Annotated in this window: 25 protein-coding genes and 1 tRNA gene; 9 read left to right on the forward strand and 17 right to left on the reverse strand. The window is 55.9% G+C overall.

What is annotated here, in order from left to right:
- Positions 1 to 14: 14 nt before the first annotated feature.
- Positions 15 to 158, reverse strand: a complete 144-nt coding sequence (locus H0S68_RS16195; RefSeq protein WP_410528839.1) for a hypothetical protein — start codon at positions 156 to 158, stop codon at positions 15 to 17.
- The gene (locus H0S68_RS16200; RefSeq protein WP_115058470.1) at positions 151 to 888 is read right to left on the reverse strand and encodes an SDR family oxidoreductase; all 738 of its coding nucleotides are present in this window, start codon (positions 886 to 888) and stop codon (positions 151 to 153) included. Before H0S68_RS16200 ends, H0S68_RS16195 begins: the two co-directional genes overlap by 8 nt.
- Positions 889 to 1,557: 669 nt before the next feature.
- Here H0S68_RS16200 and katG point away from each other — a divergent pair.
- Positions 1,558 to 3,756, forward strand: a complete 2,199-nt coding sequence (gene katG, locus H0S68_RS16205) for a catalase/peroxidase HPI (RefSeq protein ID WP_410528840.1) — start codon at positions 1,558 to 1,560, stop codon at positions 3,754 to 3,756.
- Positions 3,757 to 3,886: 130 nt separating this feature from the next.
- Here katG and H0S68_RS16210 read toward each other — a convergent pair whose 3' ends face one another.
- The 4 genes from H0S68_RS16210 to H0S68_RS16225 form a co-directional block, all read right to left on the reverse strand.
- Positions 3,887 to 5,308, reverse strand: coding sequence for an MFS transporter (locus tag H0S68_RS16210; RefSeq protein ID WP_410528841.1), 1,422 nt, complete (start codon positions 5,306 to 5,308; stop codon positions 3,887 to 3,889).
- Between the two features lie 190 nt (positions 5,309 to 5,498).
- Entirely contained in the window at positions 5,499 to 6,689 is a 1,191-nt protein-coding gene (locus H0S68_RS16215) for a sugar transporter (RefSeq protein WP_410528842.1), read from the reverse strand.
- A 161-nt stretch (positions 6,690 to 6,850) separates the two neighbouring features.
- Positions 6,851 to 7,792, reverse strand: coding sequence for a sugar phosphate isomerase/epimerase family protein (locus H0S68_RS16220; RefSeq protein ID WP_262243989.1), 942 nt, complete (start codon positions 7,790 to 7,792; stop codon positions 6,851 to 6,853).
- A gap of 23 nt (positions 7,793 to 7,815) precedes the next feature.
- Complete coding sequence (locus H0S68_RS16225; RefSeq protein WP_410528843.1) at positions 7,816 to 8,994, reverse strand: Gfo/Idh/MocA family protein; 1,179 nt, start codon at positions 8,992 to 8,994, stop codon at positions 7,816 to 7,818.
- 321 nt (positions 8,995 to 9,315) lie between these two features.
- Here H0S68_RS16225 and H0S68_RS16230 point away from each other — a divergent pair, with 321 nt between their 5' ends.
- Both H0S68_RS16230 and H0S68_RS16235 read left to right on the forward strand, forming a co-directional pair.
- Positions 9,316 to 10,350 carry a LacI family DNA-binding transcriptional regulator gene (locus H0S68_RS16230; RefSeq protein WP_115058465.1) on the forward strand — a complete coding sequence of 345 codons (1,035 nt, stop codon included), beginning with the start codon at positions 9,316 to 9,318 and terminating at the stop codon, positions 10,348 to 10,350.
- A 37-nt stretch (positions 10,351 to 10,387) separates the two neighbouring features.
- Positions 10,388 to 11,074: an aspartyl/asparaginyl beta-hydroxylase domain-containing protein gene (locus tag H0S68_RS16235; RefSeq protein WP_115058464.1), complete on the forward strand. Its 687-nt coding sequence runs from the start codon at positions 10,388 to 10,390 to the stop codon at positions 11,072 to 11,074.
- Here H0S68_RS16235 and H0S68_RS16240 read toward each other — a convergent pair.
- From H0S68_RS16240 to H0S68_RS16260, 5 genes are all read right to left on the reverse strand, one after another.
- On the reverse strand, positions 11,071 to 11,787 hold the full coding sequence (locus H0S68_RS16240; RefSeq protein ID WP_020827725.1) for an ABC transporter ATP-binding protein: 717 nt from the start codon (positions 11,785 to 11,787) through the stop codon (positions 11,071 to 11,073). The two genes, H0S68_RS16235 and H0S68_RS16240, sit on opposite strands and share 4 nt — an antisense overlap.
- Positions 11,784 to 12,659, reverse strand: coding sequence for an ABC transporter ATP-binding protein (locus H0S68_RS16245; RefSeq protein WP_410528844.1), 876 nt, complete (start codon positions 12,657 to 12,659; stop codon positions 11,784 to 11,786). Before H0S68_RS16245 ends, H0S68_RS16240 begins: the two co-directional genes overlap by 4 nt.
- Positions 12,656 to 13,942 (reverse strand): high-affinity branched-chain amino acid ABC transporter permease LivM, encoded by a 1,287-nt coding sequence (gene livM, locus H0S68_RS16250; RefSeq protein WP_115058463.1) that lies wholly within the window; start codon positions 13,940 to 13,942, stop codon positions 12,656 to 12,658. Before livM ends, H0S68_RS16245 begins: the two co-directional genes overlap by 4 nt.
- Positions 13,943 to 13,953: 11 nt before the next feature.
- Positions 13,954 to 14,868, reverse strand: a complete 915-nt coding sequence (locus H0S68_RS16255) for an ABC transporter permease subunit (protein WP_020827728.1) — start codon at positions 14,866 to 14,868, stop codon at positions 13,954 to 13,956.
- 230 nt (positions 14,869 to 15,098) lie between these two features.
- Positions 15,099 to 16,217 (reverse strand): branched-chain amino acid ABC transporter substrate-binding protein, encoded by a 1,119-nt coding sequence (locus tag H0S68_RS16260; RefSeq protein ID WP_020827729.1) that lies wholly within the window; start codon positions 16,215 to 16,217, stop codon positions 15,099 to 15,101.
- Positions 16,218 to 16,707: 490 nt separating this feature from the next.
- Here H0S68_RS16260 and H0S68_RS16265 point away from each other — a divergent pair.
- Positions 16,708 to 16,783, forward strand: a tRNA-Asn gene (locus H0S68_RS16265).
- 113 nt (positions 16,784 to 16,896) lie between these two features.
- On the opposite strand, the gene H0S68_RS16270 is transcribed toward H0S68_RS16265, so the two are convergent.
- Positions 16,897 to 17,688, reverse strand: a complete 792-nt coding sequence (locus H0S68_RS16270) for a PhzF family phenazine biosynthesis protein (protein ID WP_122079856.1) — start codon at positions 17,686 to 17,688, stop codon at positions 16,897 to 16,899.
- Between the two features lie 215 nt (positions 17,689 to 17,903).
- Positions 17,904 to 18,857 (reverse strand): LysR family transcriptional regulator, encoded by a 954-nt coding sequence (locus H0S68_RS16275; RefSeq protein ID WP_020827734.1) that lies wholly within the window; start codon positions 18,855 to 18,857, stop codon positions 17,904 to 17,906.
- Between the two features lie 139 nt (positions 18,858 to 18,996).
- On the opposite strand from H0S68_RS16275, the gene H0S68_RS16280 reads away from it, so the two are divergent.
- Entirely contained in the window at positions 18,997 to 20,166 is a 1,170-nt protein-coding gene (locus H0S68_RS16280; RefSeq protein WP_410528845.1) for a M20 aminoacylase family protein, read from the forward strand.
- 35 nt (positions 20,167 to 20,201) lie between these two features.
- Positions 20,202 to 20,990, forward strand: coding sequence for an ABC transporter substrate-binding protein (locus H0S68_RS16285; protein WP_410528846.1), 789 nt, complete (start codon positions 20,202 to 20,204; stop codon positions 20,988 to 20,990).
- A 69-nt stretch (positions 20,991 to 21,059) separates the two neighbouring features.
- On the opposite strand, the gene tmaR is transcribed toward H0S68_RS16285, so the two are convergent.
- The 3 genes from tmaR to H0S68_RS16300 all read right to left on the reverse strand — a co-directional run bounded on the left by tmaR (position 21,060) and on the right by H0S68_RS16300 (position 23,473).
- Positions 21,060 to 21,377 (reverse strand): PTS system regulator TmaR, encoded by a 318-nt coding sequence (gene tmaR / locus H0S68_RS16290; protein WP_020827737.1) that lies wholly within the window; start codon positions 21,375 to 21,377, stop codon positions 21,060 to 21,062.
- Between the two features lie 161 nt (positions 21,378 to 21,538).
- Positions 21,539 to 22,606, reverse strand: a complete 1,068-nt coding sequence (locus tag H0S68_RS16295) for an FUSC family protein (protein ID WP_020827738.1) — start codon at positions 22,604 to 22,606, stop codon at positions 21,539 to 21,541.
- A gap of 99 nt (positions 22,607 to 22,705) precedes the next feature.
- A complete protein-coding gene (locus H0S68_RS16300; protein WP_187961673.1) occupies positions 22,706 to 23,473 on the reverse strand; it encodes an N-acetylmuramoyl-L-alanine amidase in 768 nt (255 codons plus the stop codon).
- Between the two features lie 214 nt (positions 23,474 to 23,687).
- On the opposite strand from H0S68_RS16300, the gene H0S68_RS16305 reads away from it, so the two are divergent.
- Positions 23,688 to 24,434, forward strand: a complete 747-nt coding sequence (locus tag H0S68_RS16305) for a helix-turn-helix transcriptional regulator (RefSeq protein WP_020827740.1) — start codon at positions 23,688 to 23,690, stop codon at positions 24,432 to 24,434.
- A gap of 40 nt (positions 24,435 to 24,474) precedes the next feature.
- On the opposite strand, the gene H0S68_RS16310 is transcribed toward H0S68_RS16305, so the two are convergent.
- Positions 24,475 to 25,584, reverse strand: a complete 1,110-nt coding sequence (locus tag H0S68_RS16310; RefSeq protein ID WP_046375008.1) for an SDR family oxidoreductase — start codon at positions 25,582 to 25,584, stop codon at positions 24,475 to 24,477.
- A gap of 258 nt (positions 25,585 to 25,842) precedes the next feature.
- On the opposite strand from H0S68_RS16310, the gene H0S68_RS16315 reads away from it, so the two are divergent.
- Both H0S68_RS16315 and H0S68_RS16320 read left to right on the forward strand, forming a co-directional pair.
- On the forward strand, positions 25,843 to 26,052 hold the full coding sequence (locus H0S68_RS16315; protein ID WP_122079862.1) for a hypothetical protein: 210 nt from the start codon (positions 25,843 to 25,845) through the stop codon (positions 26,050 to 26,052).
- 76 nt (positions 26,053 to 26,128) lie between these two features.
- Positions 26,129 to 26,323: a DNA polymerase III subunit theta gene (locus H0S68_RS16320; protein ID WP_046373098.1), complete on the forward strand. Its 195-nt coding sequence runs from the start codon at positions 26,129 to 26,131 to the stop codon at positions 26,321 to 26,323.
- Positions 26,324 to 26,372: the final 49 nt, after the last annotated feature.

Here is a 26,372-nt window from a genome sequence, read left to right on the forward strand (position 1 = left end):
TTAGAGAAGCCCGCTCAGGGAAACCTGAGCGGGCTTTTTGCTTTTTGCTTTTTGCTTTTTGCTTTTTGCTTTTTGCTTTTTGCTTTTTGCTTTTTGCTTTGAGCGAGGAGTGGACGTTGAGTGCTCTGTTCAACATCGCCAAACTCAGCCTCAAACATTCAGTTTTTCGCGAGTTGGACCTTCAAAGTAGATGCTACTGATATGGCAACTACGCGGTTGAGCCAGCACAAAACGAATTGTTTCCCAGATCGAGCGCCCATTCATTAGACGTTCCCCCATTCTGGGCTGGCTATCGACAAATGTATCTAATCCGGTTAGTTCAAAATCCGGGGGATACAGCCCGGTCACACGTATATTCTCTTCGGACAACTGGTTAGAAAGTTTAGTTGTAAAACCGCTAAGCCCGTGTTTGCTAGCAAAAAAAGCGGGGTGCGCAATTGAATCTGTAAAATGCGGGATCCCACATGAAGATATAATTGAGACGATATCCGCGCTTTCAGAACGTCTTAATCCGGATAGCAAAGCCTGAGTCAGTAGAATTGAACCTGTCAGGCCTGAACTGACGGTATTGATGATTTCTGTATCGGGTTGATCGTCTAACGTGCCTGACAGCCACTGAGCGGCATTGAGAATTAAAATGTCTATGGGCTTGTCGGAAAATAACAGCTGTGAAGAAAACTGAGAAATGGATTCAGGCTGGGTTAAATCACAGATATACCCTTTTGCACTCCCACCTTCAGCCGTGATGATACTGCAAGTTTTTTGAATATCATCAGCACGCCTCGCGGAAAAATGCACCTCGACGCCTTCTCGCGTCAACCACACGCACAGCGCTTGCCCAAATCCCGCGCCTCCACCAGTAATCACAGCTCTTTTACCTCTCAGCATCTCCATCCATCCTTTCATAATGACTATGTGTGGATGTAGATATACATGAGAAGATGGACTGGCATCTTTCAGTTAGTGCCCTTTTTCATGAGAGGCAGGAATAAGCCGCACCGCAATTTGTTTAATCGCGTTCTAGGGGACATGCAACATCCGCTCCTGGCACAAAACAGACCTATCATCTTACCAACCACTACCTCATCGCCATAGTTTGGTTAGAAATTCCTCTATCAGCACACCAACAATTAATTAGCTTATTATTGGATAAGTTATTTTCCCTCATATAAATCATTTTACAAAAACCCACCAAAGAAGCATTAATCAAGAGCTCCCCTTTATTAACGCAATGAACGCAACGCTGCCCTCTTTCCCTTCCTCCTAATAACCCTATCAATAAAATAAAATTCAATAGCCAAAAACTATCACAACATTCAACTATTCCTATTTTATCTATCTGCATCTACTGACTACGCTTAATGCTGAGTGTCGATAGGCTCCCCGCTGCGAGCCTGACGATGAGAGCTCATTTTTTATTTTTGTAAATCAGTTGATTAGATAAATCCTTAGCGCAACACCCGATGTGGGCTTTCGCCCGCGATAGCAAGCTAACGGCTCCCTCAGGCATCAGACATTTCGGGCCTGGCGAGCAACCTACGAAGCAGAGAGCGCAACATGACAACTGAAAGCAAATGCCCCTTTTCGGGCGGCGGTAAACTGAATGCACCGCGCCGCGGCCCTTCGAATCAAGACTGGTGGCCCAACCAACTTAGCCTGAAGCCGCTGCACCAACACTCCCCTCTCTCCAACCCGATGGACCCGGATTTCGACTACGCCAAAGCCTTCAACAGCCTTGATCTGGCGGCGGTGAAACAAGACCTGCACGCCCTGATGACCGACTCGCAGGAGTGGTGGCCGGCAGACTTTGGCCACTATGGCGGCCTGTTCATCCGCATGGCCTGGCACAGCGCCGGGACCTACCGCATCGGCGACGGTCGCGGCGGTGCGGGTGAAGGTCAGCAGCGTTTTGCGCCGCTCAACAGTTGGCCCGACAACGTCAGCCTCGATAAGGCCCGCCGCCTGCTGTGGCCGATTAAGCAAAAATATGGCCGTAAAATTTCCTGGGCCGACCTGATTATCCTGACCGGCAACGTGGCGCTTGAATCCATGGGCTTTAAAACCTTTGGCTACGCGGGCGGCCGCGCCGACACCTGGGAACCGGATGATGTTTACTGGGGCTCGGAAAAGATCTGGCTGGAACTGAGCGGCGGTCAGAACAGCCGCTACTCGGGCGATCGCGACCTTGAGGACCCATTGGCCGCAGTGCAAATGGGCCTGATCTACGTCAACCCGGAAGGCCCGGACGGCAACCCCGATCCGGTCGCTGCGGCGCGCGACATCCGCGAAACCTTCGCCCGCATGGCGATGAACGACGAAGAAACCGTGGCGCTGATTGCCGGCGGCCACACCTTCGGCAAGACCCACGGCGCGGGCCCGGCGTCGCACGTCGGTGACGATCCTGAAAGCGCAGGCCTTGAGCTGCAGGGCCTCGGCTGGCATAGCAGCTTCGGTACCGGCAAGGGTAAAGACGCCATCACCAGCGGTTTGGAAGTCACCTGGACCACCACCCCAACCCAGTGGAACCACGACTTCTTCCGGCACCTGTTCGAATACGAGTGGGAGCTGACGCAAAGTCCGGCCGGTGCACACCAGTGGGTGGCCAAAGACGTCGGCGAAACCATTCCCGATGCCTTCGATCCCAACAAAAAGCAGCGCCCGACCATGCTGACGACTGACCTGTCGCTGCGTTTTGATCCGGCCTATGAAAAGATCTCACGCCGTTTCTATGAACATCCCGATCAGCTTGCCGACGCCTTCGCTCGCGCCTGGTACAAACTGACCCACCGCGATATGGGGCCGCGCGCTCGCTATCTCGGTCCGGAAGTGCCGGCCGAAGAGCTGATTTGGCAGGATCCGATCCCGGCGGTCGATCATCAGTTGATCAACGATCAGGATATTGCCGATCTCAAAACCCGGATCCTGGCCTCGGGCCTGCCGGTATCGGTACTGGTTTCCACCGCCTGGGCATCCGCCTCCAGCTTCCGCGGTTCCGACAAACGCGGCGGCGCCAACGGGGCGCGTATTCGTCTGGCGCCACAAAAGGATTGGGCGGTGAACGAGCCTGCTCAGCTGGCACAAACCCTGGCCACGTTGGAAGGTATTCAGCAGGCCTTTAACCAGGCGCAGTCAGGTAACAAACGCGTCTCTCTGGCGGATGTGATCGTGCTGGCCGGTGCGGCCGGCATCGAAAAGGCGGCGATCAGCGCCGGGCACCCGGTGAGCGTTCCCTTCACGCCGGGCCGCATGGACGCAACGCAGGAGCAGACCGACGTCGAATCCTTCGAAGCGATGGAACCGGTGGCCGATGGCTTCCGCAACTACCTGAAACAGCAATTCAGCGTGCCGGCCGAGGCGCTGTTGGTCGATAAAGCGCAGCTGTTGACGCTGACCGCACCGGAAATGACGGTATTGGTGGGCGGGTTACGGGTGCTGAACGCCAACGTCGATCAAAGCCAGCACGGCGTGTTGACCCAACGCCCACAGGCGCTGACCAACGACTTCTTCGTCAATTTGCTGGATATGGGCACCATCTGGAAAGCGGCCAACGAAGACGGCGTGTTTGAAGGGCGCGACAGCCAAACGGGTGCGCTCAAATGGACGGCGACGCGTGCCGATCTGATCTTCGGTTCGCACTCTCAGCTGCGGGCTTTGTCGGAAGTTTACGGCAGCGCAGACGCCCAGGGCAGCTTCGTTCGCGACTTTGTCGCCGCCTGGACTAAGGTGATGAACCTCGATCGTTTTGATCTCGCCTAAGAGATGTAACGGGCGCAGCATGCAGCGCCCCTACGCCAAACACCAGTGAAGGTTTTGTCAGTAGCCTGAAAGCCCGCTTAGGTCAGCTTAAGCGGGCTTTTTATTTCACAGGATCTCGCGCGAGTAGTACTCAGATATTTTCCAGATCGATGCCGCGCGTTTTCGGGCCAAACACGCCGATCACCACCATCACAATCAGCATGCTGGCCACGATAAACGCGATAACCCCCACCGAGCCGCCGTATTGCAGAATGATACCGATGATCAGGCTGCTGAATACCGTCGACAGTCGGCTGAACGAATAGCAGAAGCCGACAGCGCGGGCGCGTATGTAGGTCGGGAACACTTCCGATTGATAAGAATGGTAGCTATAGGTCAGCCAGGCATTGGACCAGGTGATGAAGAAACCGCAAAGGATCAGCCAGACGGGGTTGTTTTGCAGGGCAAACAGCGAGCCGAAGATCACCGTCACCAGGCAGGAAAGTACAATCTGCCACTTGTTTTCCATCTTGTCGGCATAGCGGCTGCACAGCAGCGATCCCAACGGGTAAGCCAGAGTAATAAAGAAGGCATACAGCAAGCTGTGGGTGATGGAGGCTCCCTTTCCGGCCAGCAAAGCGGGTAGCCAGTTGCCAAAGCCAAAGAATCCGATGGCCTGGAAGAAATTCATCACCACCAGCATCAGGGTACGACTGCGGTAACGCGGCGACCAAATATCCTTAAAGCTCCCCTGCGCCGGCATTTCGCTGTGTGCTTGCGCGTCATGCGCGGGGAAATCTACCGTATGGGTGACGCCGCAGCGTCGTTCCATCGCCTGCATCACCTGCCGGACTTCCGGGTAGCGCCGCTGCTGTGCCAGCCAGCGCGGCGATTCCGGCAAGCCTTTACGCACCAGCCAGATCACCAGCGAAGCCACCGCACCGGCGATCACCACGTAACGCCAGCCGCTCAGGTCCAGGATGGTTTGCGGCACCAGCCACCACGACATTAACGCCACCGTCGGCACCGAGAGAAACTGAATGAAGAAAGAAAAGGCAAACGCCCGGGTGCGCAGATGTGCGGGCACCCATTCGGTCAGGTAAGTATCAATCGTCACCAGCTCAATGCCCAAGCCGACGCCAACCAAAAAACGCAGGAAGATCACCCATTCAGCCTGATGCTGAAAAGCCAGACACAGCGAAAAGATGCCATACCAGGCCAGGGCAAACATAAAGGTGGTGCGGCGGCCAAAGCGGTCGGCATAGGGGCTGAGCAGGCTGGCGCCGATAAACAGGCCAAGGAAGGTGGCGGAGGCGAATGCCGCCTGGTCGGAGACACCGAACACGCCCTGCGCTCCGGTATGGAAGATGCCTTCGGCGATTAAGCCGGTGCTGATGTATCCGGTCTGGAACAGGTCGTAGAGTTCAAAAAAGCCGCCTAACGCCAGCAAAGCAATAAACCGCCACAGCCCGGCGGAGGTGGGCAATGCATCTATTCTTGCCGACAGATCCCGTTCATGGATCGGCGACTGGGCCGCCCCCACGCTTCCCGCAACCAAAGACTCACTCACCATTAACCTCGCCATAACATAATCGATAGTTTTCTATGCTATCGGCTCGGCGTCGGAGTTAAATATTTAATTAGCAGACTATGAAAAAATTTTAAGCATAAAAAACTGCAGCAATCTGTTTTGCTGAGAGAAAATTCAACCGGAGTAGCAATGCACGACAGAGAGCTGATGGCCCGCTGTCGTGCGGTGAGGCTTAGCGGATGTGGTGGTGTTGCAGACGTTCGCTGCGGTAAAAGTTCAGCACACACCAGCCGAGGGCGATCAGCGCCAGCGGTGCAGCGACAAAACCAATGTTGCCCATGCCCAGATGCCGGCTGACCTGGTTACCCAGCAGCGCGCCGCCGCCGATACCAAAGTTGTACAGCCCGGAGTAGATCGACATCGCCACGTCGGTGGCGTCCGGCGCCAGGTTTAACACCTTGGCCTGCATCGACAGGCCAATCGCCATAATGGCCATGCCCCACACCGCAAACAGCAGCGTCAGGTGATTTTCATTACAGGATGCCGGCAACAGCAGCAGCAGGCTCAGCATCAACAGCGCGATGGCGCCGATAAAAAAGCCCGACGGAAAACGTTCGCTGAAGCGGCTAAACAGCAGGCTGCCAATGATACCGGCGGCGCCGAACAGCAACAGCATCAGGGTGGTGAAGTTTTCCGACAGCCCGGCCACGGTCTGAATAAAGGGTTCGATATAGCTGTAGGCGGTGAAATTCGCCGTCACCACGATGATGGTCAGCATATACAGGCTGACCAGCGCCGGACGCTTAAACAGCATTGGCACGCTGGACAGTGAACCGGAATGCTCGCTTTTCAGCACCGGCAGCAGACGCCACAGCAGCACCAGCGCCAGGGTGGCGCAAACCGCGATGCCGATAAAGGTCATGCGCCAACCGAGGATCTGACCAATCACGCGGCCCAGCGGCAGGCCGAGCACCATGGCCAGCGCGGTACCGCCGGCCAGCAGGCTCAGCGCCTGCGCCTTTTTGCCCGCCGGGGCGACCCGGATCGCCAGCGAGGCGGTGATTGACCAGAATACCGCGTGGGCCAGCGCCACACCGGCACGGGAAATCACCAGCGTGGTGAAGTTCCAGGCCACGGCGGTCAGCACATGGCTGGCGATAAACAGTATGAACACCCCGATCAGCAACTTGCGCCGTTCAATTTTGCTGGTGAGCAGCATGCACACCAGAGAGGCGGAGGCGACAATCCAGGCGTAAATGGTGATGATCAAACCCACTTGCTCGGTTTGCATTGAGAAACTTTTGGCGATGTCGCTCAGCAACCCCACCGGAATAAATTCGGTGGTATTGAAGATAAAGGCCGAGACGGCAAGGATGACCACGCGCAACCAGGCGGTTGAGCGAGATACCTGGGTTTGTTCCATGTTAAACGGGATCCGGACAGGTGCGGGAAGTAGCGATATTTTAACCAACTGGCGGGGTAAATGCGATATAGATCACACTTTTATTGGCCTGTTTTTTTCGACAGTCTTTTGCCGCGCAAAGGCCTGCAAACCTGCAGGCCTTTGGCAGAAATAAAAAGGCGTTATTGGCTGATGCAGCGTTGTAACGCCTCAACCGAGGTATTAATACCGGCATCGACCGACATGGTCAGATCTTCCATCTCCAGCGAGACCCAGTCGTTGTAACCCATCATGCGTACCACCGAGAAGAATTCCTTCCACCACTGCAAATCCTGCCCGCACCCGACGGCCACATAGTTCCAGGCACGTTGTGCAACCTGTTCCACCGCCCGGGTTTCCAGCAGCCCGTTGACCGCCACTATCCCCCTTTCCAGCCGCACATCTTTGCCGTGCACGTGGTGGATCGCGTCCCCCAGGCGCCGTGCGACGGCAATCGGATCGGCCCCCATCCAGATCAGATGGCTGGGATCGAGGTTCAAGCCCACCATCGGCCCCACCGCGTCGCGCAGCCTGAACAGCGTGTCCGGGTTCCACACCAGCATCGAGCTGAAATTTTCCAGCGCGAACTTCTCTATGCCGAACGCCTGCGCCTTATCCACCAGCTTCTGCCAATACGGGATCGCCACCTCGTTCCACTGGTAGTCCAGGCAGTTTTTCAGCGTCGGCGGCCAACTGACGGTATAGGTGATCCAGTTAGGGATGCTGTCACCGGGCGCCGCAGGCGGCAATCCGCTCATCATGACGATTTTTTTCACCCCCAGGCCGGCGGCCAGCGCCAGCGTGTTGTCGGTATCATGGCGGTGTTTTTCGCCCAGCACGCCTGGCTCCAGCGGATTACCGGAAACGTTCAGCGCCGCAATTTTCATGCCGCGGCTTTCCAGCGCTGCCATCAGCCGCCGCCGTTTGCCCGCGTCCTGCAACAGCGCCACGGTGTCCAGATGCGGTGCCGAAGACCAGCCGCCGGTGGTCATTTCCACGCCAAACACCCCCAGTTCGCCCAGGCGATCCAGCATGGCTTCAAACGGCAGGTGGCCCAGGCTATCGGTACAAAAAGAAAGTTTCATGCTCTTGCTCCGGGTAAATAGGTTTATTCAAAGGCCACCCAACGGGCGCCCTGGTTGGCGGAACGCACGCAGTTTTCAATCCAGCGCACGCCCTCGATCCCGGCGTCGATATCCGGATACACCAGTTGCGCCAGCGCCTGCCGATCGCCGCGGCGGGTGGCGTCGATAGCCAGAGCAAATTTCAGGTAGATGTTGGCCCAGGATTCGGTCAGGCCTTCGGTATGCAAAGCCCCCAGCCGTTCCCAGGCGTTGCAGGTATCGTCCAGATACGCCATGCCGCGATACAGCGTCTGGTTTGGCTGCCCCTGCACCTCGTAGCGCAGCTCGCTGGGGTTGATGTCGCTCCACTCCAGGCTGGCCTTCGACCCCACGATGCGAATGCGCTGGCTGCTCATCGCGCCGGCATTCACCGATGAAGCCCACATCCGCCCTACCGCGCCGCTTTCATAGCGCATCATCACCAGCGCGTTGTCTTCCAGCGGCGCACGCGAGGGAATAAAACTTTGCCGATCGCAGAGCAGCTCGCGGATCTGCATCTGCGGCATGACCAATTGGGAGAGGTAGTAGGTGTGGGTGGAAATATCCCCCAGCACAAAGCTCGGGCCGGAGATCTTGGGGTCAATGCGCCATTTCTGCGCTTCGCTGAGGCGATCCACTTCGTCCGTGGCATTAAAACCGTGGGTATATTGCAGATCCACCATCCGTACTTCGCCAATCTGGCCGTTGGCGATCATCGCGCGCATTTGCAGCAGCAGCGGGTGGCCGGAGAAACCGTAAGTCACGCCGACGAACAGGTTTTTTTCCGCCGCCAGCGCTTTAATTTCATAGGCTTCCTGGCTGGTGAAAAACAGCGGTTTCTCGCAGATGACGTGCAACCCGGCCTGCAGCGCCGCACGGGTAATTTCGTAATGCGTACCGTTCGGCGTCGCTACCGACACCACTTCAATGCCGTCCTCACGCAGCGCCTCTTGAGCGAACAACGTGCGGTAATCTTCATAGCAGCGTTCGGCCGCTACCCCCAGGTTCACGCCAAACTCGCGGCCGCGATCCGGCACGATATCAAACGCGCCGGCCACCAGCTCAAAAGCGGTATTATCCCGTAGCGCCCCGCAGCGATGCTTGTAGCCCACCTGCCCCAACCGCCCGCCGCCGACCATTGCCCAGCGCAGAGGGCGCGCCGTTTTTCTTTCGCCATTTAGCATAGTTGCTCCCGAAACCTTGGATTTCACTGTTTTCGTCGCATTGCACCCGGGTGCAAATTTTAACTGCACCCGGGTGCAAAATTAGGTAGCAACTTGACCGCTCAACAAATGCCACTTGCGATGGACTATTGGAGAGGGTTAAAAATAAGTCAAATGCGCCATAATAAATCTGCCGATCAGGATCACAAAATACCGCTAAAAAGATCCGCTGCGTTGTGCCGATGGCCCGCAGGATCCTCGCGCCGGCGTCGGCAACTCCCGCATTCGACCACGCTGTGCTAATCTGTTGAACCCATACCGTTTTTTCATCACGAGCGAAAGATGATGGCGAAGAAACCCGGCTCTACCCAAGCGCCCGCAGCACGCAAGGCGACGGCCAGCGATGTGGCCGCCCGCGCCGGCGTGTCTAAATGGACGGTATCGCGTGCCTTTACCGACGGCGCGTCGATCTCACCGCAGGCCATGCAACGGGTTCAAACCGCAGCGCGTGAATTGGGTTATCGCCCTAACCTGCTGGCGCGCAGCCTGTCGAAAAAGAGTACTCGCATCATCGGGCTGGTGGCGGACGAACTGAAAAACCCGCATATCTTTACGCTGCTGGATGAAGTGACCCGGCAGTTGCAAAGCCGCGGTTATATGGCGTTGCTGCTCAATATCACCTCTGAACACGATTACGAGTCGGTGCTGACGCTGGCAGACCAAATGCAGGTGGACGGGCTGCTGTTCCTCGGCACGCTGCTCAATGACCGGCTGATCAGCCTGGCGCAGGACATTCACCGTATTCCGCTGGTAGTGCTGTATCGCTACAGTGAAAGCCCCTATATCCAGGTGCTGGCGACCCACGGTTATCAGGCTGGGTTCGATATCGGCGAGTTGCTGCTCCAGCAAGATTACCCGCGTATGGGCTATCTGGCGGGGCCAATCAGCGAATCTACCCAGTTGCGCCGCCTGGACGGTTTCCGTGCCGCGCTGGCGCAACAGCAGCGTGAGGTCAACCTGGTGCTGCAGGCTCCGCACTACCAGCGTCTTTGCGGGATGGAGGCCTTTTCGACCTACCTGGCCGCCACCCCGGCAGAGCAACGGATAGACGCCATTTTTTGCGAGAACGACATTCTGGCAGTCGGCGTTATCGATGCCATACGCGCCACGCCGGGCTGTGCGCCGATTGCCGTGGTGGGCTTTGACGACATTGAGCTGGCGGCCTCCCCCAGCTACCAGCTAACCACTTACCGCCAGCCGATGCAGCAGCTGATAGCCGATGGCATTCACTGCCTGACGCAGGCCTTCGAACCCGGCGGACAACGGCTGTATACCGGCGAATTGATCGTCCGGCAATCACATCTAAAACAACCCTAAGACGGCGAGAAATCGGCTCACTGCTATTGAGGTCACTATGTCAGCTATCTACGATTGGTCTGTGCTTGCTCTTCGCCGTATTTACGATCGCCGCATCAGCAGTTCACCGGTCCTCGACAGCAACCGGCTGTTTCCCGACGCCCAACGCTTTACCGCTCACTGGCAGCAGATACGCGAGGAAGCGCTGACCGTAGCGCAAGATCTGCGTAATATCCCACGTTTTCACGAGATCATGAGCGAACAGGCGTCGATCTCCGCCAACGACGCTCGCGACTGGCGGATGTTTATCATGCAGGCCTATGGGCAGCCGATAGCGCGCAACCTCGCCCGTTGCCCGCAGCTTGCACAATTGATCGCCTCTTCCCCGGATGTGCTTTCAGCCTCATTGTCGTTCCTGGCACCCGGCAAACAGGTGCCCGCGCACCGAGGTCCGTTCCGCGGCATTCTGCGCGGCTATCTGGTGTTGGCGATGCCCAAACGCGCCGACGGTGAACCCGCTGCGGTGTTGAAAGTCGACGGGCGGGAGTACCGGCTGAACGAGGGGGAATTTATGCTGTGGGACGACACCTTCGAACACGAAGTGTGGAACGACAGCGACCAGGTGCGCACCGTGTTGTTGCTGGATATCCGCCGCCGCGATTTGCCCCGCGGCCTGCGGATCTTGTCCAGTGGCATCATCGCTCTGGTACGGCTGAACGTGCGCGTGATCCAGCGCCAGTTTTAAGCGCCGCCCAGATAAGCCTTCCTCACCTCCTGATTGCTTAACAGCTCCGCGCCGCTGCCGGTCAGCCGGATTTGGCCGTTGACCATCACATAACCGCGATCGGACAACTTGAGCGCATGGTTGGCGTTCTGCTCCACCAGGAACAGCGTCATGCCGCCACGGGTCAATTCGCGCAGAATGCTGAAGATCTGTTTGACGATAATCGGTGCCAGCCCCAGGCTCGGCTCATCCAGCAGCAGCAGCTTCGGGCGGCTCATCAAGGCTCGGGCAATCGCCAGCATCTGCTGTTCGCCGCCGGACATGGTCATCGCCCGCTGGTTGCGCCGCTCCTTCAGGCGTGGAAACAGCTCGAACATGCGCTGCAGGTCTTCATCCACATAGCGATTGCCGACAGTGATGGTGCCCATCAGCAGGTTTTCCTCCACGCTCATGTCCGGAAAGATCCGTCGCCCCTCCGGCGCCTGGGCGATACCGCTGCTGGCAACATAATGGGTAGAACGCTGGCTGATATCCTCTCCGCGAAACAGGATCTGCCCGCCGCTGATGCGCGGTTGGCCGAAGATCGACATCAGCAGCGTGGACTTGCCCGCGCCGTTGGCGCCAATCAGCGCCACCGTTTCCCCTTCATTGACCTGTAACGAGACCTGCTGCAACGCCTGGATCGGGCCGTAAAACACGTCCACATTGCGAAATTCCAACATCACATTGCTCATCCCGCCAGCTCCTCTTCATCCGCGCCAAGGTAAGCGGCGATCACCGTGTCGTTATGCTGTATTTCTTTCGGCGTGCCTTCGGCGATCACATCGCCATGGTCCAGCACAATCACCCGATCGGAAATTTCCATCACCATGCCCATATCGTGCTCGATCAGCAGTACCGTGATGCCGTGGTGCTGACGCAGGAAACGGATAATGCGGCTCAGGGTCGCCGTCTCCACCGGGTTCAGCCCGGCGGCGGGTTCGTCAAGGCAGATCATCTCCGGCGTGGTGCACATCGCCCGGGCGATCTCCAGCCGCCGCTGCTGGCCATATGACATCTCCCCCGCCAGCCGGTTGGCGCAGTCCACCAGCTCCACCACTTCCAGCCAGTAAAAAGCGCGATCCAGCGCCTGGCTTTCCGCCCGGCGATAGCCCGGCGTATTGAGCACCCCGGCGACCAGATTACGGTTGCTGAGCATGTGCTGCGCCACCAGCAGATTCTCCACCACCGACATTTCGCGAAACAAACGGATATTCTGGAAGGTGCGTGCCAGCCCGGCGCGATTGACCAGATGGGTCCCGCCGAACATTTTGTAGTACAGGCGCGATCCCAACCGCTTCGGGTTTACCCAGTCGCCGGCGCGAAACTTCTGCCCCAGCACCTGGATCACGTCGGTTGGCCGTTTGTGGGTGTTAAGCAGGATGGCGCCGCCGGTGGCGCGGTAAAAGCCGGTCAGGCAGTTGAACACCGTGGTTTTGCCGGCGCCATTAGGGCCGATCAACGCGGTGATCGAGCCGCGTTCGACCGCCAGATTCACGTCGTTGAGCGCCTTGATGCCGCCAAAATGCATCATCAGACGCTCAACCTGCAAGATTGCGTCGCTCATGGTGCCACCCCCTTACGCGGCGCAAAGCTGGTTCGGCTGATCCGTACCAGCCCACGCGGTCGCCAAATCATCATCGCCACCATCAGCACGCCAAACAACAGCACGCGGTACTCGGCGAAGCTGCGCAACAGTTCCGGCGCCACCGTGAGCACGAACGCCGCCAGCACCACGCCGATGGTCGATCCCATCCCGCCCAGCACCACGATCGCCAGGATCAACGCCGATTCGAAGAAGGTAAACGAGGTGGGGTTGACGAACCCCTGATAAGTGGCGAAAAACACCCCGGCCAGCCCGGCAGTGGACGCGCCCATCATAAAGGCCGACAGCTTGACCAACACGTGGTTTAAGCCGAGCGAACGACAGGCGATTTCATCCTCGCGCAGGGCTTCCCAGGCGCGGCCGATCGGCATGCGCGTCAACCGGTGCTTGATGTACAGCACCAGCAGCACCACCAGGAACAGCACCGCATAGATAAAGATAAATTTCAGGTTAGGGTTATAAGTGATGCCGAGGAATTCATGAATCGGCACGCCGCCGTCCTTCGCGCGTCGGCCAAACTCCAGGCCAAAAATCGTCGGCGCCGGGACCGAGACGCCATTCGGCCCGCCGGTCAGCGACATCCAGTTGTTCAGCACCAGCCGGATGATCTCGCCAAACCCCAGCGTGACGATCGCCAGATAGTCACCGTGCATACGCAACACCGGGAACCCCAGCAGCGCGCCGGCCAGCGCCGCCATCAGCGCCCCCAATGGCAACATCGCCCAGAACCCGAGGCCGAGATACTGGTAGCCCAGCGCCAGCCCATAAGCACCAATGGCGTAGAACGCCACGTAGCCCAGGTCCAGCAGCCCGGCGAGCCCGACAACGATGTTCAAGCCCAGCCCGAGCAGCACGTAAATCAGCCCCAGTATCGCCACCGTCAGCAGGTATTTGGTGGCGACAAACGGAAACAGCAGCGCGATGACCGCCATTAACGGAATAATCCAGCGCAGGCTGGTCTTGGCGCCGATCGGCCGGACATACACCCCGTCGTTACCGCCGTCAAAGCGCGTCAGCAATTTACGGCCCGGTGTGGTTTGCAGAAACAGGCTCAGTAACAGCCGCCCGGCCATCACCACCGCGATAATCCACACCAGACGGTGCGGCTCGAAGTTAAAGCTGTAACCGTTCAGAACGATGCCGACGATCGGCCCAAACACGATCAGGGCAATCAGCCCGGCCAATACGGCGTCCAGCAGGCTGCGCTTAACGTTCAGCCCTGGGTGAACCTCTGAGTGCGACATAAGTTTTCCCCTCAAACCTTAGCGACCATTGGCCGTCCGAGCAGGCCCTGAGGGCGGAAAATCAGGATCACCACCAGCAAACCGAAGGAGAACACGTCTTTGTAATCCGAGTTCACCATGCCGGCGAACTGCGCCTCCGCCACGCCCAGCAGCAGGCCGCCCAGCATCGCGCCGGGTAACGACCCTATGCCGCCCAATACCGCGGCTGTAAAGGCTTTGATGCCGATGATAAAGCCGACGTAGAAATCGAAGGTGCCGTAGTTCATGGTGATCAACACCCCCGCCAGGCCGGCCATGGCGGCGCCGATCACGAACACCAGGGAAATGACCCTATCGGTGTTGATGCCGAGAATTGACGCCATTTTGCGGTCTTGCTGAGTGGCGCGACAAATGCGCCCCAGCCGGGTGTGTTGAATGATGTAAGTGAGGATCGCCATGCCCAGCAGCGACGCGAACAGGATAAACACCTTGGTGTAGGTGATTTGAATCACCCCGCCGTCAAAGTTGAGGCGGAACACTCCATCCAGCAGGGTTGGGATCCCTTGCTGGCGTGGTCCCTGGCTGATTTGTGCGTAGTTTTGCAGGATCAGCGACATGCCGATTGCGGAGATCAAGGGGGCTAAACGGGTAGAGTTGCGCAAGGGTTTGTAGGCGATACGTTCGATCACCCAGCCATACACGCCGGTGATCACGATGGTAAACACCAGCGTACCGAGGATCAGCAGCGGGAACGACTGCAGGCCGAAGAACGACAGCAGCGCCAGCCCGATAGCGCACAGGTAGGCGGAGATCATATACACCTCGCCGTGGGCGAAGTTGATCATGCCGATAATGCCGTAAACCATGGTGTAGCCGATGGCGATCAGGCCATAAACTGCGCCGAGCGTCAGGCCGTTGATCAATTGTTGCAGAAAGAAAACGTCCATAATAAGCAGTCTCGCCTGGTGGGACCGCAAGCAACAGCAGGCGCGGCCCAAGGGAAGAATCGGCGCGGATCCGCAGCACATGCGGATCCGCTTGCTGGTTAATCCTCAATGGATTTCAAACTGCAGCCAGGCGGCAAGTACGTGAATCCCCAGGAGCTTAGGTCCACTAAGTGACTGGGGTGAACGTAGGCAGCCAACAACGCTGCGGCTTGAAAGACGCCGAGGATTGTTTAGAGTTGGTGATATTTGCCCTTGTCGTCCCACTGATAGACCACGTAATCCGATACCTTCAGGTCACCTTTCTTATCCCAGGCCTTTTTGCCCATCACGGTATCCACATCATGAGATTTCAGCCATTCGCTGGCCTTGGCGCTGTCTTTGCCGCCGGTGGCGTTAAAGGCCGCGGCGATCGCCTGAATAGAGGCGTAGGAGTAGAGGGTATAACCTTCCGGCTCGAAACCGCTGGCGCGGAATTTGGCGATCACCGCCTTACCTTCCGGGATTTGACGCGGGTCGTTACCGAAGGTCATCAGCACGCCGTTGGTGTACTGCGGCCCGCCGGCAGCGGTCACCAGCTCTTCGGTCACGATACAGTCGCCGGAGAAGAACTTGGCGGTGACGCCCTGCTCACGCATCTGGCGCACCAATGGTCCGGCTTCTGGGTGGCAGCCGCCGAAATAGACCACGTCGGGTTTGACCGAGGCAATTTTGGTCACCAGCGCGTTAAAGTCTTTTTCACCGCGCGACAACCCTTCATACAGCACCTCTTTCACGCCGCGCTTGTTCATTTCCGCCCTGGCGGCATCCGCTAGCCCCTGGCCGTAGGTGTCCTTGTCGTGGATCACCGCAATGCGCTTGGCCTTCAGGGTATTCAGCATGTAATTGGTGGCGATCACCCCTTGCTGATCGTCACGGCCGCACATGCGGAACATGTTGGTCATGCCGCGCTCGGTGATCTGCGGGTTGGTAGAGCCAGGGGTGATGGCGATAATACCGGCTTCGTCATACACCTCGGAGGCCGGCATGGTGGAGGATGAGCAGAAGTGTCCCACCACCGCTGCGACCTTGTCCTGATCGACCAGGCGGTTGGCGACCGAAACCGCCTGTTTGGGTTCACAGGCGTCATCCCCCTGCACCAGCTTAATTTTTTCCCCTTTAATCCCGCCGGCGGCGTTGATATCCGCTGCCGCCTGCGAGGCACCACGCCAGTACTGATCGCCATAGGTCGCATTCGGCCCGGAGAACGGCCCGGCGACGCCGATAACGATATCGGCCTGAGCATAAAAAGCAGAACCTAAACAACCGATAAGCAGAGCAGCGAGCGGACTTTTAATCAATTTCGATGACATTGTTGTATTCCTCAGCACTGTTTTAGCGAAACGCCCAGAGGCGTGGAGCAGTCACTTTATGTGTAGACGGGGAAAATAATTTGCGCGAGAGCGCAGTCGCATTACCCGAATTTAAGCAAGCAAAAATCCAGCCATTGTGACGGCCAATACATATTTTCTGTTTATTCATCCTACATATCAGAGGGAAAACACGGGGCAATCACTGCCGTCAGGTGGCTCTGTGGGGGGCTCTGGCGGCAATTGTGTGAAAAAACTTCTCGGCGATGTTGGCCACATGCAAATCAACCGCGAGATCCTTCGCACCGTAAATGTGCAAAGGCCGGTGCAACATCACGCCAGGGGTTTTACAGTGATAATCAGTGCTGACAGGGGGGATAAATGCCGAAAAACAACGCAACATGTTCATTCCGACAGCAAACGCACTTTTTTCGCAGTTTAGTGCTTTGACAAAGCCGCACCACCCCGCTATTATTCGCCCCGTTCACACGATTCCTCTGTAGTTCAGTCGGTAGAACGGCGGACTGTTAATCCGTATGTCACTGGTTCGAGTCCAGTCAGAGGAGCCATATTAAAGACGCCCGCTTAAGGAAACTTAAGCGGGCGTTTTGCTTTTGGAGATTGGGAGAACGGCGGCTAAGGGTGGCAGCAGACCTTATATTTTGAGCAGCATTCAATAGGTCTAGCGCAACAGCACTTTGCCTATCAAATAGGTTGTTGCCTGTCCGCCGATGTAAACGCGATCGCCCACTAGCTGGCAGCGTAAATCCCCGCCACGCTCTAATCCCTGATGCGCCAACATCTGCGTTTTATTCAGTTTTTCAGCCCAGTAAGGAATGAGCATGCTATGCGCCGAACCTGTAACAGGGTCTTCCGCTACGGCTTCGCCTGGGCAGAAGAAACGGCTAACAAAATCGTATTCATCGTCACCTGCAGCCGTTATACACACCATTTTTCCCAGGGGAAGCATGCCATTGATATTCGGGCGTACAGTTTCGACCTGCTGCCGATTCTCCATTACTACCAGGTAATCACGCGCCACGCGCACTTCTTTGCATTCTGTGATGCCCAACGTGTCCAGCAATAATGCCGGTGGCATGACAGGCTTGGTTTCCCATGCAGGAAAATCGAGCGTCAGCCATTTATCGTTGCGCACCACCGTCAGCGGGCCAACAAATCGGGTAGCAAAATGAATAGTCGAACCTGGGTAATCAAGATGTTCAAAGATAACGTGCGCAGCTGCCAGTGTGGCATGCCCACACAGATTTATTTCAGCCAGGGAGGTAAACCATCGCAATTCAAAGCCAGTATCATTTGCGACAAAGAATGCTGTTTCTGACTGGTTATGCTGCTGGGCCATTTTCAATAATGTCTCATCAGGCAACCATTCTGTTAACGGGCATACCGCTGCGGCATTACCGCCAAAAGTCGTGTTGCTAAAGGCATCTATCATGTAAAAATCAATTTGTTGCATGGCGTAAATCTCTAATCGATCTTCGGGCAGCCCACACTCTACCACGCCACGACAACATGCAATTTCGTATTTTTCATGTATCCACATCCCCCCGAAAAATGAAGATAGCGTCTAACTAACACGGAATACGGTATAGCGTTTTCTTGCGATATGAAGACGTCTGCTTCACGCCCTGAATAGCCGGCCCTCCAACCCGCTCGTACCACTCCCTATTCCTAAATCAACAGCCGCACCCGATCATAAATCAGTCGGTCCTCCTGTCGTGCGGAGCGGGCGTGCTGGCGCAGAGTGCGAATCAGGTTATCTATCAGCGCATGAGCGGCGGTGCTGAGAATGCTGTTGCGCCGAGTCACGATATTCAGCCGTGCCGGATCGCAACTTTCCCGCAGCACCAACGGCTGCAAGCGCCCGGCAAACTGCGGCAGGCCGACCAACGGCGCCGGACACCAGGTACACATGTCCGCCGACTCTACCATCGCCTGCAGCATGCCCAGGGAATGCGCATGAATAATACGATTCGGATCGAGGTGAGCGCCGTGTTGGCTGAACAGTTGATGAATTAAATCGTCATGATTTTCCGGTGTGTAGTTCAGCACCCAATCCTGCTCCAGCAACTGGTGAATCGAGGTGCTTTGGCTCAACGAATGCCCCTGCCGCACCATCACCGCCGTTTCATAATCGAGCAAGGGTTCGCAATGAAACTCCTGCGGTGCCATCGAAACCGGAAGCGGCGTGATGGCAAAATCCATCGTGCCCTCACGCAGTTGTGATTGCGCGTTGGCCATCAGGCTTTCAAACAGTTCCAGTTTCACCTTGGGCATCTTTTTGCGAAAGGCCAACACCGCCGTCGGCAACACCGTCAACATCAACCACGGCGTAATAGCCGCTTTCACCTGCTCTTGCGCTAACCCGCGTAACCCCGCCATTTCATTATTAGCCTGTTCCAGCTGATTCAGCACCAACCGGGCATGCGCCAACAGCGTTTTCCCGTACGGCGTGAACCCCAGACCGCTCGGAGAGCGAAGCAGCAACGGCAGTTCCTGTTGTTGCTCCAGTTCACGCAAAGCGCGCGTAACCGCTGCCTGTGAAAGCCCCAATTGCCTCGCGGCGGCGCGGATACTGCCGCCGTCAGCGCTGGCCACCAATGCCTGTAACTGATGCAGTTTCATGACGCCCCCATGACAACCTATTGTTGTCAGCATAACCGAACGGCGGCTCCCCGACCAACGGGTTGTTTGCTAGTGTCGGGAGTATCTTGTTTTCCGCTTATCGAACGTCGGAAATCGAATATTCAATCAGGATACCGCGATGAACAATCCGCTTGTCTTACCTGAAATAGCGGCAGTTAAGCATGAAATGGTCGCTATCCGCCGCCATATTCATGCTCACCCCGAATTGGGATTCAACGAGTTTGCCACCGGCGAGTTGGTCGCAAAACTGCTGTCCAACTGGGGCTACCAGGTTACACGGGAATTGGGGCAAACAGGCGTTGTCGCCACCTTGCGGCGAGGCTCGGGAAAATCACTGGGTTTGCGTGCCGATATGGATGCATTGCCGATTGAAGAAACCAGCGGATTAAGCTACACCAGCACCCACCGCGGCGTGATGCATGCCTGCGGTCATGATGGCCACACCACTATGCTGCTGGCAGCGGCGCGTTACCTGGCGCAACACTCTGATTTTACCGGGACTCTGCATCTGATTTTTCAGCCGGCGGAAGAAGGCGGCGGCGGCGCCAGAGTGATGATTGAAGACGGCTTGTTCGAACGGTTTCCCTGTGATGCGGTGTTCGCCATGCACAACGTACCCGGCTTTCCTGTCGGCCAGTTGGGCTTTGCCAGCGGCGCTTTCATGTGTTCGGCCGATACGGTCAATATTACCCTGCACGGTCACGGCGGCCACGGCGCGGTGCCGCAGCACACGGTCGATCCGGTGGTGGTTTGCGCCGCCATTGTGATGAGTCTGCAAACCATCGTCTCCAGAAATATCGATCCGCAGGAAACGGCAATCGTGACGGTTGGCGCGATCCAGGCAGGCCGTGCCGCCAACGTGATCCCTGCCACAGCAACCATGACGCTAAGCGTACGCGCACTGGATGCGGGCGTTCGCCAACGCCTGGAAAACCGCATTACGGCGCTGGTAGAAGCGCAAGCCGCCAGTTTTGGTGCTCGGGCGGACATTGATTACCAACAGGGTTATCCGGTTTTGGTAAATCAGATGGCGGAAACTGAGCTGGCACGTGCGGTGGCGTTGGACTGGGCGGGGGAACAGCAGTTGATCCCGTCTCTGCGCCCCTTTACCGCCAGCGAAGACTTCGCATTTATGTTGGAAAAATGCCCCGGCAGCTATATCTCGATCGGCAATGGGGATAGTACGCCCGGCAATTCGCTACATAACGCCGGTTACGATTTTAACGACGAGTGCCTGCCGATTGGCGCCACTTACTGGGTCAAGCTGGTTGAGCGCTTTTTGGCTTAATCCCTTTTGCACACCATTACGCCGAGGAACATAAAATGAAAACAAAGATTAGCCTGGTTCTCCTGCTGCCGCTGGCGTTAAGTTTCGCCGTTTCTGCTGGGGAATTCAGCGGAAAAGTAATTAAACTCGGCGTGGATCCGACCTATCCACCGCTGGAATTTAAAACGCCACAGGGGGCGTTGACAGGATTTGGGGTCGATATTGCACAGGCAATGTGCGATCAAATGCAGGCCAAATGCGTTTGGGTTGAGAGCAGTTGGGACGGAATGATCCCGGGGTTGCTGGCGAAAAAATTTGATGCGATTGCCTCGTCGATGACCATTACGCCGCAGCGCCAGGCGCAGATCGCCTTCTCGGACAAGGTGTCCAATGCGCCAGCACGATTAGTGGCCCGTAAAGGCAGCAACCTGCAACCCACGGCGGCTTCGCTGAAAGGCAAATCCATTGGCGTGCAGCAGGGATCCAGTCAGGAAACCTATGCCAACGCCCTGTGGCGGCCGGCCGGCGTTAACGTTGTGTCCTACCAGAGCCAGCAGGAAGCCAATGAGGATTTGCTCAACGGCCGCTTAGATGCTTCGTTGCTGGCCAGCGTCAGTGCCAGTGAGTTTTTCCACACCCCAGCAGGAAAAGACTTTGCCTTTATCGGTGCCGAACTCAGTGACAGCAAATATTTCGGTATCGGTGACGGCATTGGGCTGCGTAAAGAGGATATCGCCCTGCGTAACGCATTCAATGCTGCGCTGCAGGCGATCATCGCCAACGGCACCTACAAGAAGGTGAACGATAAATACTTTGATTTTGACGTGTACGGCGCAGGCCACTAAAGGGGCTGGACTGGGGATACAGGGAAAACAATAAAAGGGCCAGGCGAATGCCTGACCCGATAAAAACGGTTACTTCACTTCGCCCATAGCCTTCAGCTTTTTGGACAGTTCGCGGCGTTCTTTGGACAAATCGGCATTTTTGATGATGTAATCATCAACGCGATCTTCATAGTCGCTGCGCATATTGGCAATGATGCCCTGAACGTCTTCAATGCTCATGCCCGGCTTGATGTACTCGCTCAGGTTATCGAGCAGCAGCACGCGTTTTTGGTTATCACGAACTTTCTTCTCGTTGTCGACAATTTCACGCTGCAGCTTATTTTTACGTCGGAACATACGCACAAACTCCAGAACGTCCTGGAAACTCGGCTTATTTGCATTATCCATCTTCATACCCTTGCTTTAGTAATACACAGATTCATTTGCTTACGGCCACAATGGTACCAAGATACAGGTTTGTGGCGGTCAGGCACAACACTCATCGCCCTATCTTACTCACTTTGGCGTCATGACAAAAACCCGAAGCGCCCGCTTCATGATCTGACCCCCTATTCACGCCCGCTGGCGGTACACACCTTGAGCAGATCGCCCAGTTCTTCCAACTGTTGCGTCAGTTCCATGCTCAACCATACGTAGCCATAAATTGGCGCTTCGCCGTGCTGACTGAAGCTGGCCTCCTGCATCAGGGTTTTCAATTCGGCGGCAATTTCGCTCAGTTGCCCCGCTTCTGCCGACAACTGTGTCTGCGGGCCGTCACGCATCGTGACTGCCAGCGACTGCAACGAATTCAGCGTTAGCAGTTGCGCACTGCGCAGCGTTTTGGCATTCAGCATAATAAAGTGGGTTTCGCGCGAGGCCCAATAAGCGTCGGCCAGCAATTCCAGCGTACAAACCAGGTTGCGGCTCAGCGTCTGCACCGCCTCGAAAACCGCTTTGGGGATGTGGGTCTCTTTGCTGCTGGGGACAATCAGGCCGCGTAATTTAACGACCTTATTGAGCAGGTCTTTCAGCTGTGGCTCCAGCCGCGGCCGTTCTATCATATTTGGTGACAGGTACGCGCCGTAGATCTTGCTGACGTTTTCCAGGCAATCCGCCATCTCCATGCGCCACAAAATATAAGCACGTTGCGGATAAATGCTGGTGAACAGCAACGCCAACAGCGAACCAAAAATTACGTCACCGCTGCGCCACAGTGCGGTATGCATATCACCGGCCCCCGCACCGCAAACCACCGCCAGCGTGATCCCCACCAGCAGCGCCATGTAGGGCCGCTTACCGAGCGTCAGATAGCCACAGAAAAACATCACCACTCCGCACCACACCAGCATCAGCGGCAATGAGTAAAGCTCGAGATACAGGGCAATCAGCCCCGAGGCGGCGCCAAATACCGTACCTGCGATACGCTGCAACGCCCGTTGCAGCACATTGCCCCAGAACGAGATCGGTCCCATCACCACCACCAGCGTAATCAGTGGCCAGGTGCCTTCCGGCACTTCGAGCAGGCGGATCAGCATAAAGGTCAGGATAAACGCCAGCCCAATGCGCACGCCGTGCACAATGCGGTAATGGCGATAGGTCAGACGTTCGAACGAGGATATTTTTCTGTCGAGGCGCACGATGCATCCCGTTATCAGTGGCGAGAAAGAGCATCAGTTTAGCGGAGGAAAGGGTTGGGAGAAAAGGCGGATAAGGCGTCCCTCATCCGCGCTCAAGCCTTAAGCGGCATATTTATCCACCAGCGCGCGTAAAATGGCGGCGGTTTCGGCATCCATCACACCGTCATACTGCCGTTGACGGAAATGCAGTTGGAAGGCGCGAACCAGCTGGCGGTAACCCTCTGCATTGGTCGCCGCCGAGGTGTCGTACCCGTACCTGGCAAATAGCGCCAGTAAATCTTGCTGTGTAGGTACCCCCTGGCATTGATACTCATGCTGATAACGCTGCTTCACCGCGTCGTCATACCAGGCACCGACACCGGCCTGGTACAGCTGATGCCAAGGAAATTGCGGGCCGGGATCGCTTTTGCGGCCCGGTGCAATATCGGAATGTGCCACTACGTTAATCGGCGTGATATCCGGATAGCGCTGCAGAATATTTTGCGTCAATTGAGTTACTGCCGCGATCTGCTGCGGGTTAAAAGGTGGGAAAGTGATGTCCTCGCCATCGCCGCTCGCCAGATTGACGATCTCAATGCCAATCGCGGTATCGTTGAGGTTCGAACGATTGCCCCACTGGCTGGTGCCGGCGTGCCAGGCCCGCTCGACTTCATCGACCAGATTGAAAATCCTTACGCCGCTAAAGCCTGCCGCCTTATAGGTTGGATCTTCGGGATCCGGCACCAGATAATGGGCGCTGACCGACTTGCCGGTCAATGACTGCACCGAGTCGGCAAAATTCTGCGCGGTATAGTGCAGCACCAAAAAGCGCACTCGGTGGCCGAAGCTGGCTACCGAACGGTAGCTGTTGTAATCCATACTGAACATCGTAGATTCCTTGTGGGTTAAACACGTGTGATCCAACCACTGTAAAGGGCAAGAGTATTCGCCCCGGTTCATACTGGCGCAACTTGCAGCGCCCTACAATTCCTTCATGGACCTTGTCCACCCGTCAATGTTTAGCTAATTGCTAAATAAAAGGCAAGCTTAATTTAGCAAAAACGATATTTACCTTTTTGCTAAAGAATGCGATCATCGCCCAATGGAAACCAAAGAAATAAGACGCAATAATTTGCGCGAGCTGATGGCCAGCTACGCCCGTCAGGGCATTAACCAGAACGACTTTGCAGTGCTGGTTGAGTCCTCTTCGCCCACGTTGAGCCAAATCAGCGGTGAAAAGTCCTCCCGCAACCTGGGCGATAATCTCGCCAGGCGGATCGAGGCCAAGCTGAACCTGCCCAAGGGCTGGTTCGACGTGTTCCATGAAAAAGAATTGGTGCGCCCGTTCGATAACGTGGCGGCGGAGTCGGATTTTCAACCTGCCCGCCTCAAGCCGGTGGTGTGGGAAGATACCGAACAGGACAAGGAAGAGTTTGTGGAAATTCCCCTGCTGGATATCAATTTTTCTGCCGGCGATGGCTGTTATGAAATCGTCGATCGTGAAGAGTTTTCGCTGATTTTCCGCCGCTACTATCTGCACAAGATGGGGGTGGCGGTGAATGCCGCGCGGATCATCCGCATCTCCGGATCCAGCATGGAGCCCCGGCTGCAAGACGGCGACGTAGTGGGGATCAATACCGATGATACTCGCATCCGCGAAGGGAAAACCTACGCGATTCGCCACGGTAACCTGCTGCGGGTAAAAGTGCTGATCGAACAGCCCGACGGTGGCGTCACCATTCGTTCATTGAACCGGGAAGAATACCAGGACGAACACCTGAGCTACCCGCAGCGCAAAGACCAACTGGTGGTGCTGGGGCGCGTTTTCTGGTCGTCTTCGTCCTGGTAATGCGAGGATGCAGCAGGCGCCGCTAACCGGCGCCGTGCTGTTATTTGAAATCCACCACCATCTGCTGCTGAATGGACAGGCCCCGGGTCGACTGCACGCAACAGGCGATGTAGTCGGTAAAACGCGGCGGTTTCGGCATGCCCAGCTTAAGGATTTTGTCATTGCTGAACCGCACGTTGAGCATGGCAAAAGATCCATACAGGCGCATCGCTTTCAGCATCAGGCGTTCATTACATGGCCCGAAAATATCTTTGAGCTGCTTGCGCATTTTCAACAGGGCTTCATAACTGACCTGCGCATAGTGATCGCCGAGCGGAGGCTTCTCCAGCGCAGCGGCAATGGCGCGATCAATGTCCGCGAAGCTAACGCTGCTCTCTTCACCGGCGGAGATATGATAAACGTCGTTATCCAGCGTCTCGCTGTTCAACAGCATCACCATCGCATCAGCACAGTAATCAACCGGGATCACATCGATATTGTCCTGCAGCGAGCACATAAACTTACGCAGCATCAGCGCCATGCTGAATACCCAGAAAATACTGCTGGAAGGCTGACAGCCCAGGCGAGTATGCCCTACCACGATCGAAGGACGCGCAATCACCAGCGGTAGCTGCGGGCAATGTTGACGCATGAGCTGCTCAATGGTGGATTTGGAGCGGGTATATTCCACCAAATGCTCAGCCGTTTCTTCAAATTCACCGCTTTCCGCTACCAGTGAACCGGGTTCCGGTGCGCAGGACATTGCCGTCCCCACATGCAGGAAACGTTTTAATCCAGACACCTGCGCCATTCTTTTGGCGAATGCCAAAGTGCCTTCCACGTTAACCTTCCAAATAAGGGGGTTATTACCGAAAGAGGCTACGGCGGCACAATTAATAACGTGCGTTACATTGTTAATCCTTGTGTCTGCTAAAAAGTCAGCTGGCTCACTCAGATCCCCCAACAATATATTTTCTATCGTGATTTTAGAAAATAGTTCGGCTTCAATATTAAACTTCTCCATATTCATCCGAATACGGTCTAGCCCCTGCTGTGCATTATCAGCTCGCACTAACAGAAGATAGTTAATCGCCTGATTTTCTTTCAGTAATTTTTCAAGCACTGCACCACCGAGAAAGCCGGTAGCGCCGGTTAACAGCAGAGTTTTCATAATGTGCACCCACATTGGTATTGAATGCTGCTGATTGTATGTGGGGATAATTAAACGGATATTAAATAAAACTCAGTGGCACAAACTTATCTTTTCTTAATATTATCTTAAGGAATGTTTTGAAACATGGCTGCGGCATTTGGTAACACATTAATAAGAAAACAACCATAATAAACACCGCCGTTGACAAAGCATTGATATAAACTCTGATTTAATTCTCTGGTAAATGTTATTCCCTTTTATCATCCGGAGTTTTTTATGAGCTATAACCAAAAAGTCTGGTTGGGCGTCCTGGTCCTGTGCAGCCTTTTCTGGCTGGCGGTGATTGGTGGTGTGTTATCAGCCCATAAAGCCTTTGATCGCGCACAAATGCAAAATCAGCAGGAATATACGGCCAAATACTCTCAGCATTATCAGGGGACTGCGGCATCAGGCCAGCCCCTGCAGGCACGCTCACACACTTCATGAGCCTCCCCCCTGAATGGGGTAGGGACAAGTCAGGTTAACGATCCTATGATGCCCTTACAATCACAGGGAGAATCATATGGGGCGAAAGCTGGATAGCTTACCGCAAGCAGAACGTGAAAAGATTGAAGCCGATTTACTCGCTCTCAGCGTTATTTATAACGAACGTTATGGCATCAGCACCAACAACAACGGTGCCAGTGCCGAAGAACAAGTGCCCGATTATTTACGCCCCTACTTTCGTCTGCGCCTGAACTACTATCGCAATGCGTAATCCCGCGCATTTCGGCGATTAACGCTAACGACTGCTTGGCATCGCACAT

The organism is Serratia sp. AXJ-M (genome assembly GCF_046531865.1).
In the GTDB taxonomy this organism is placed as follows: Bacteria; Pseudomonadota; Gammaproteobacteria; order Enterobacterales; family Enterobacteriaceae; genus Serratia; species Serratia liquefaciens.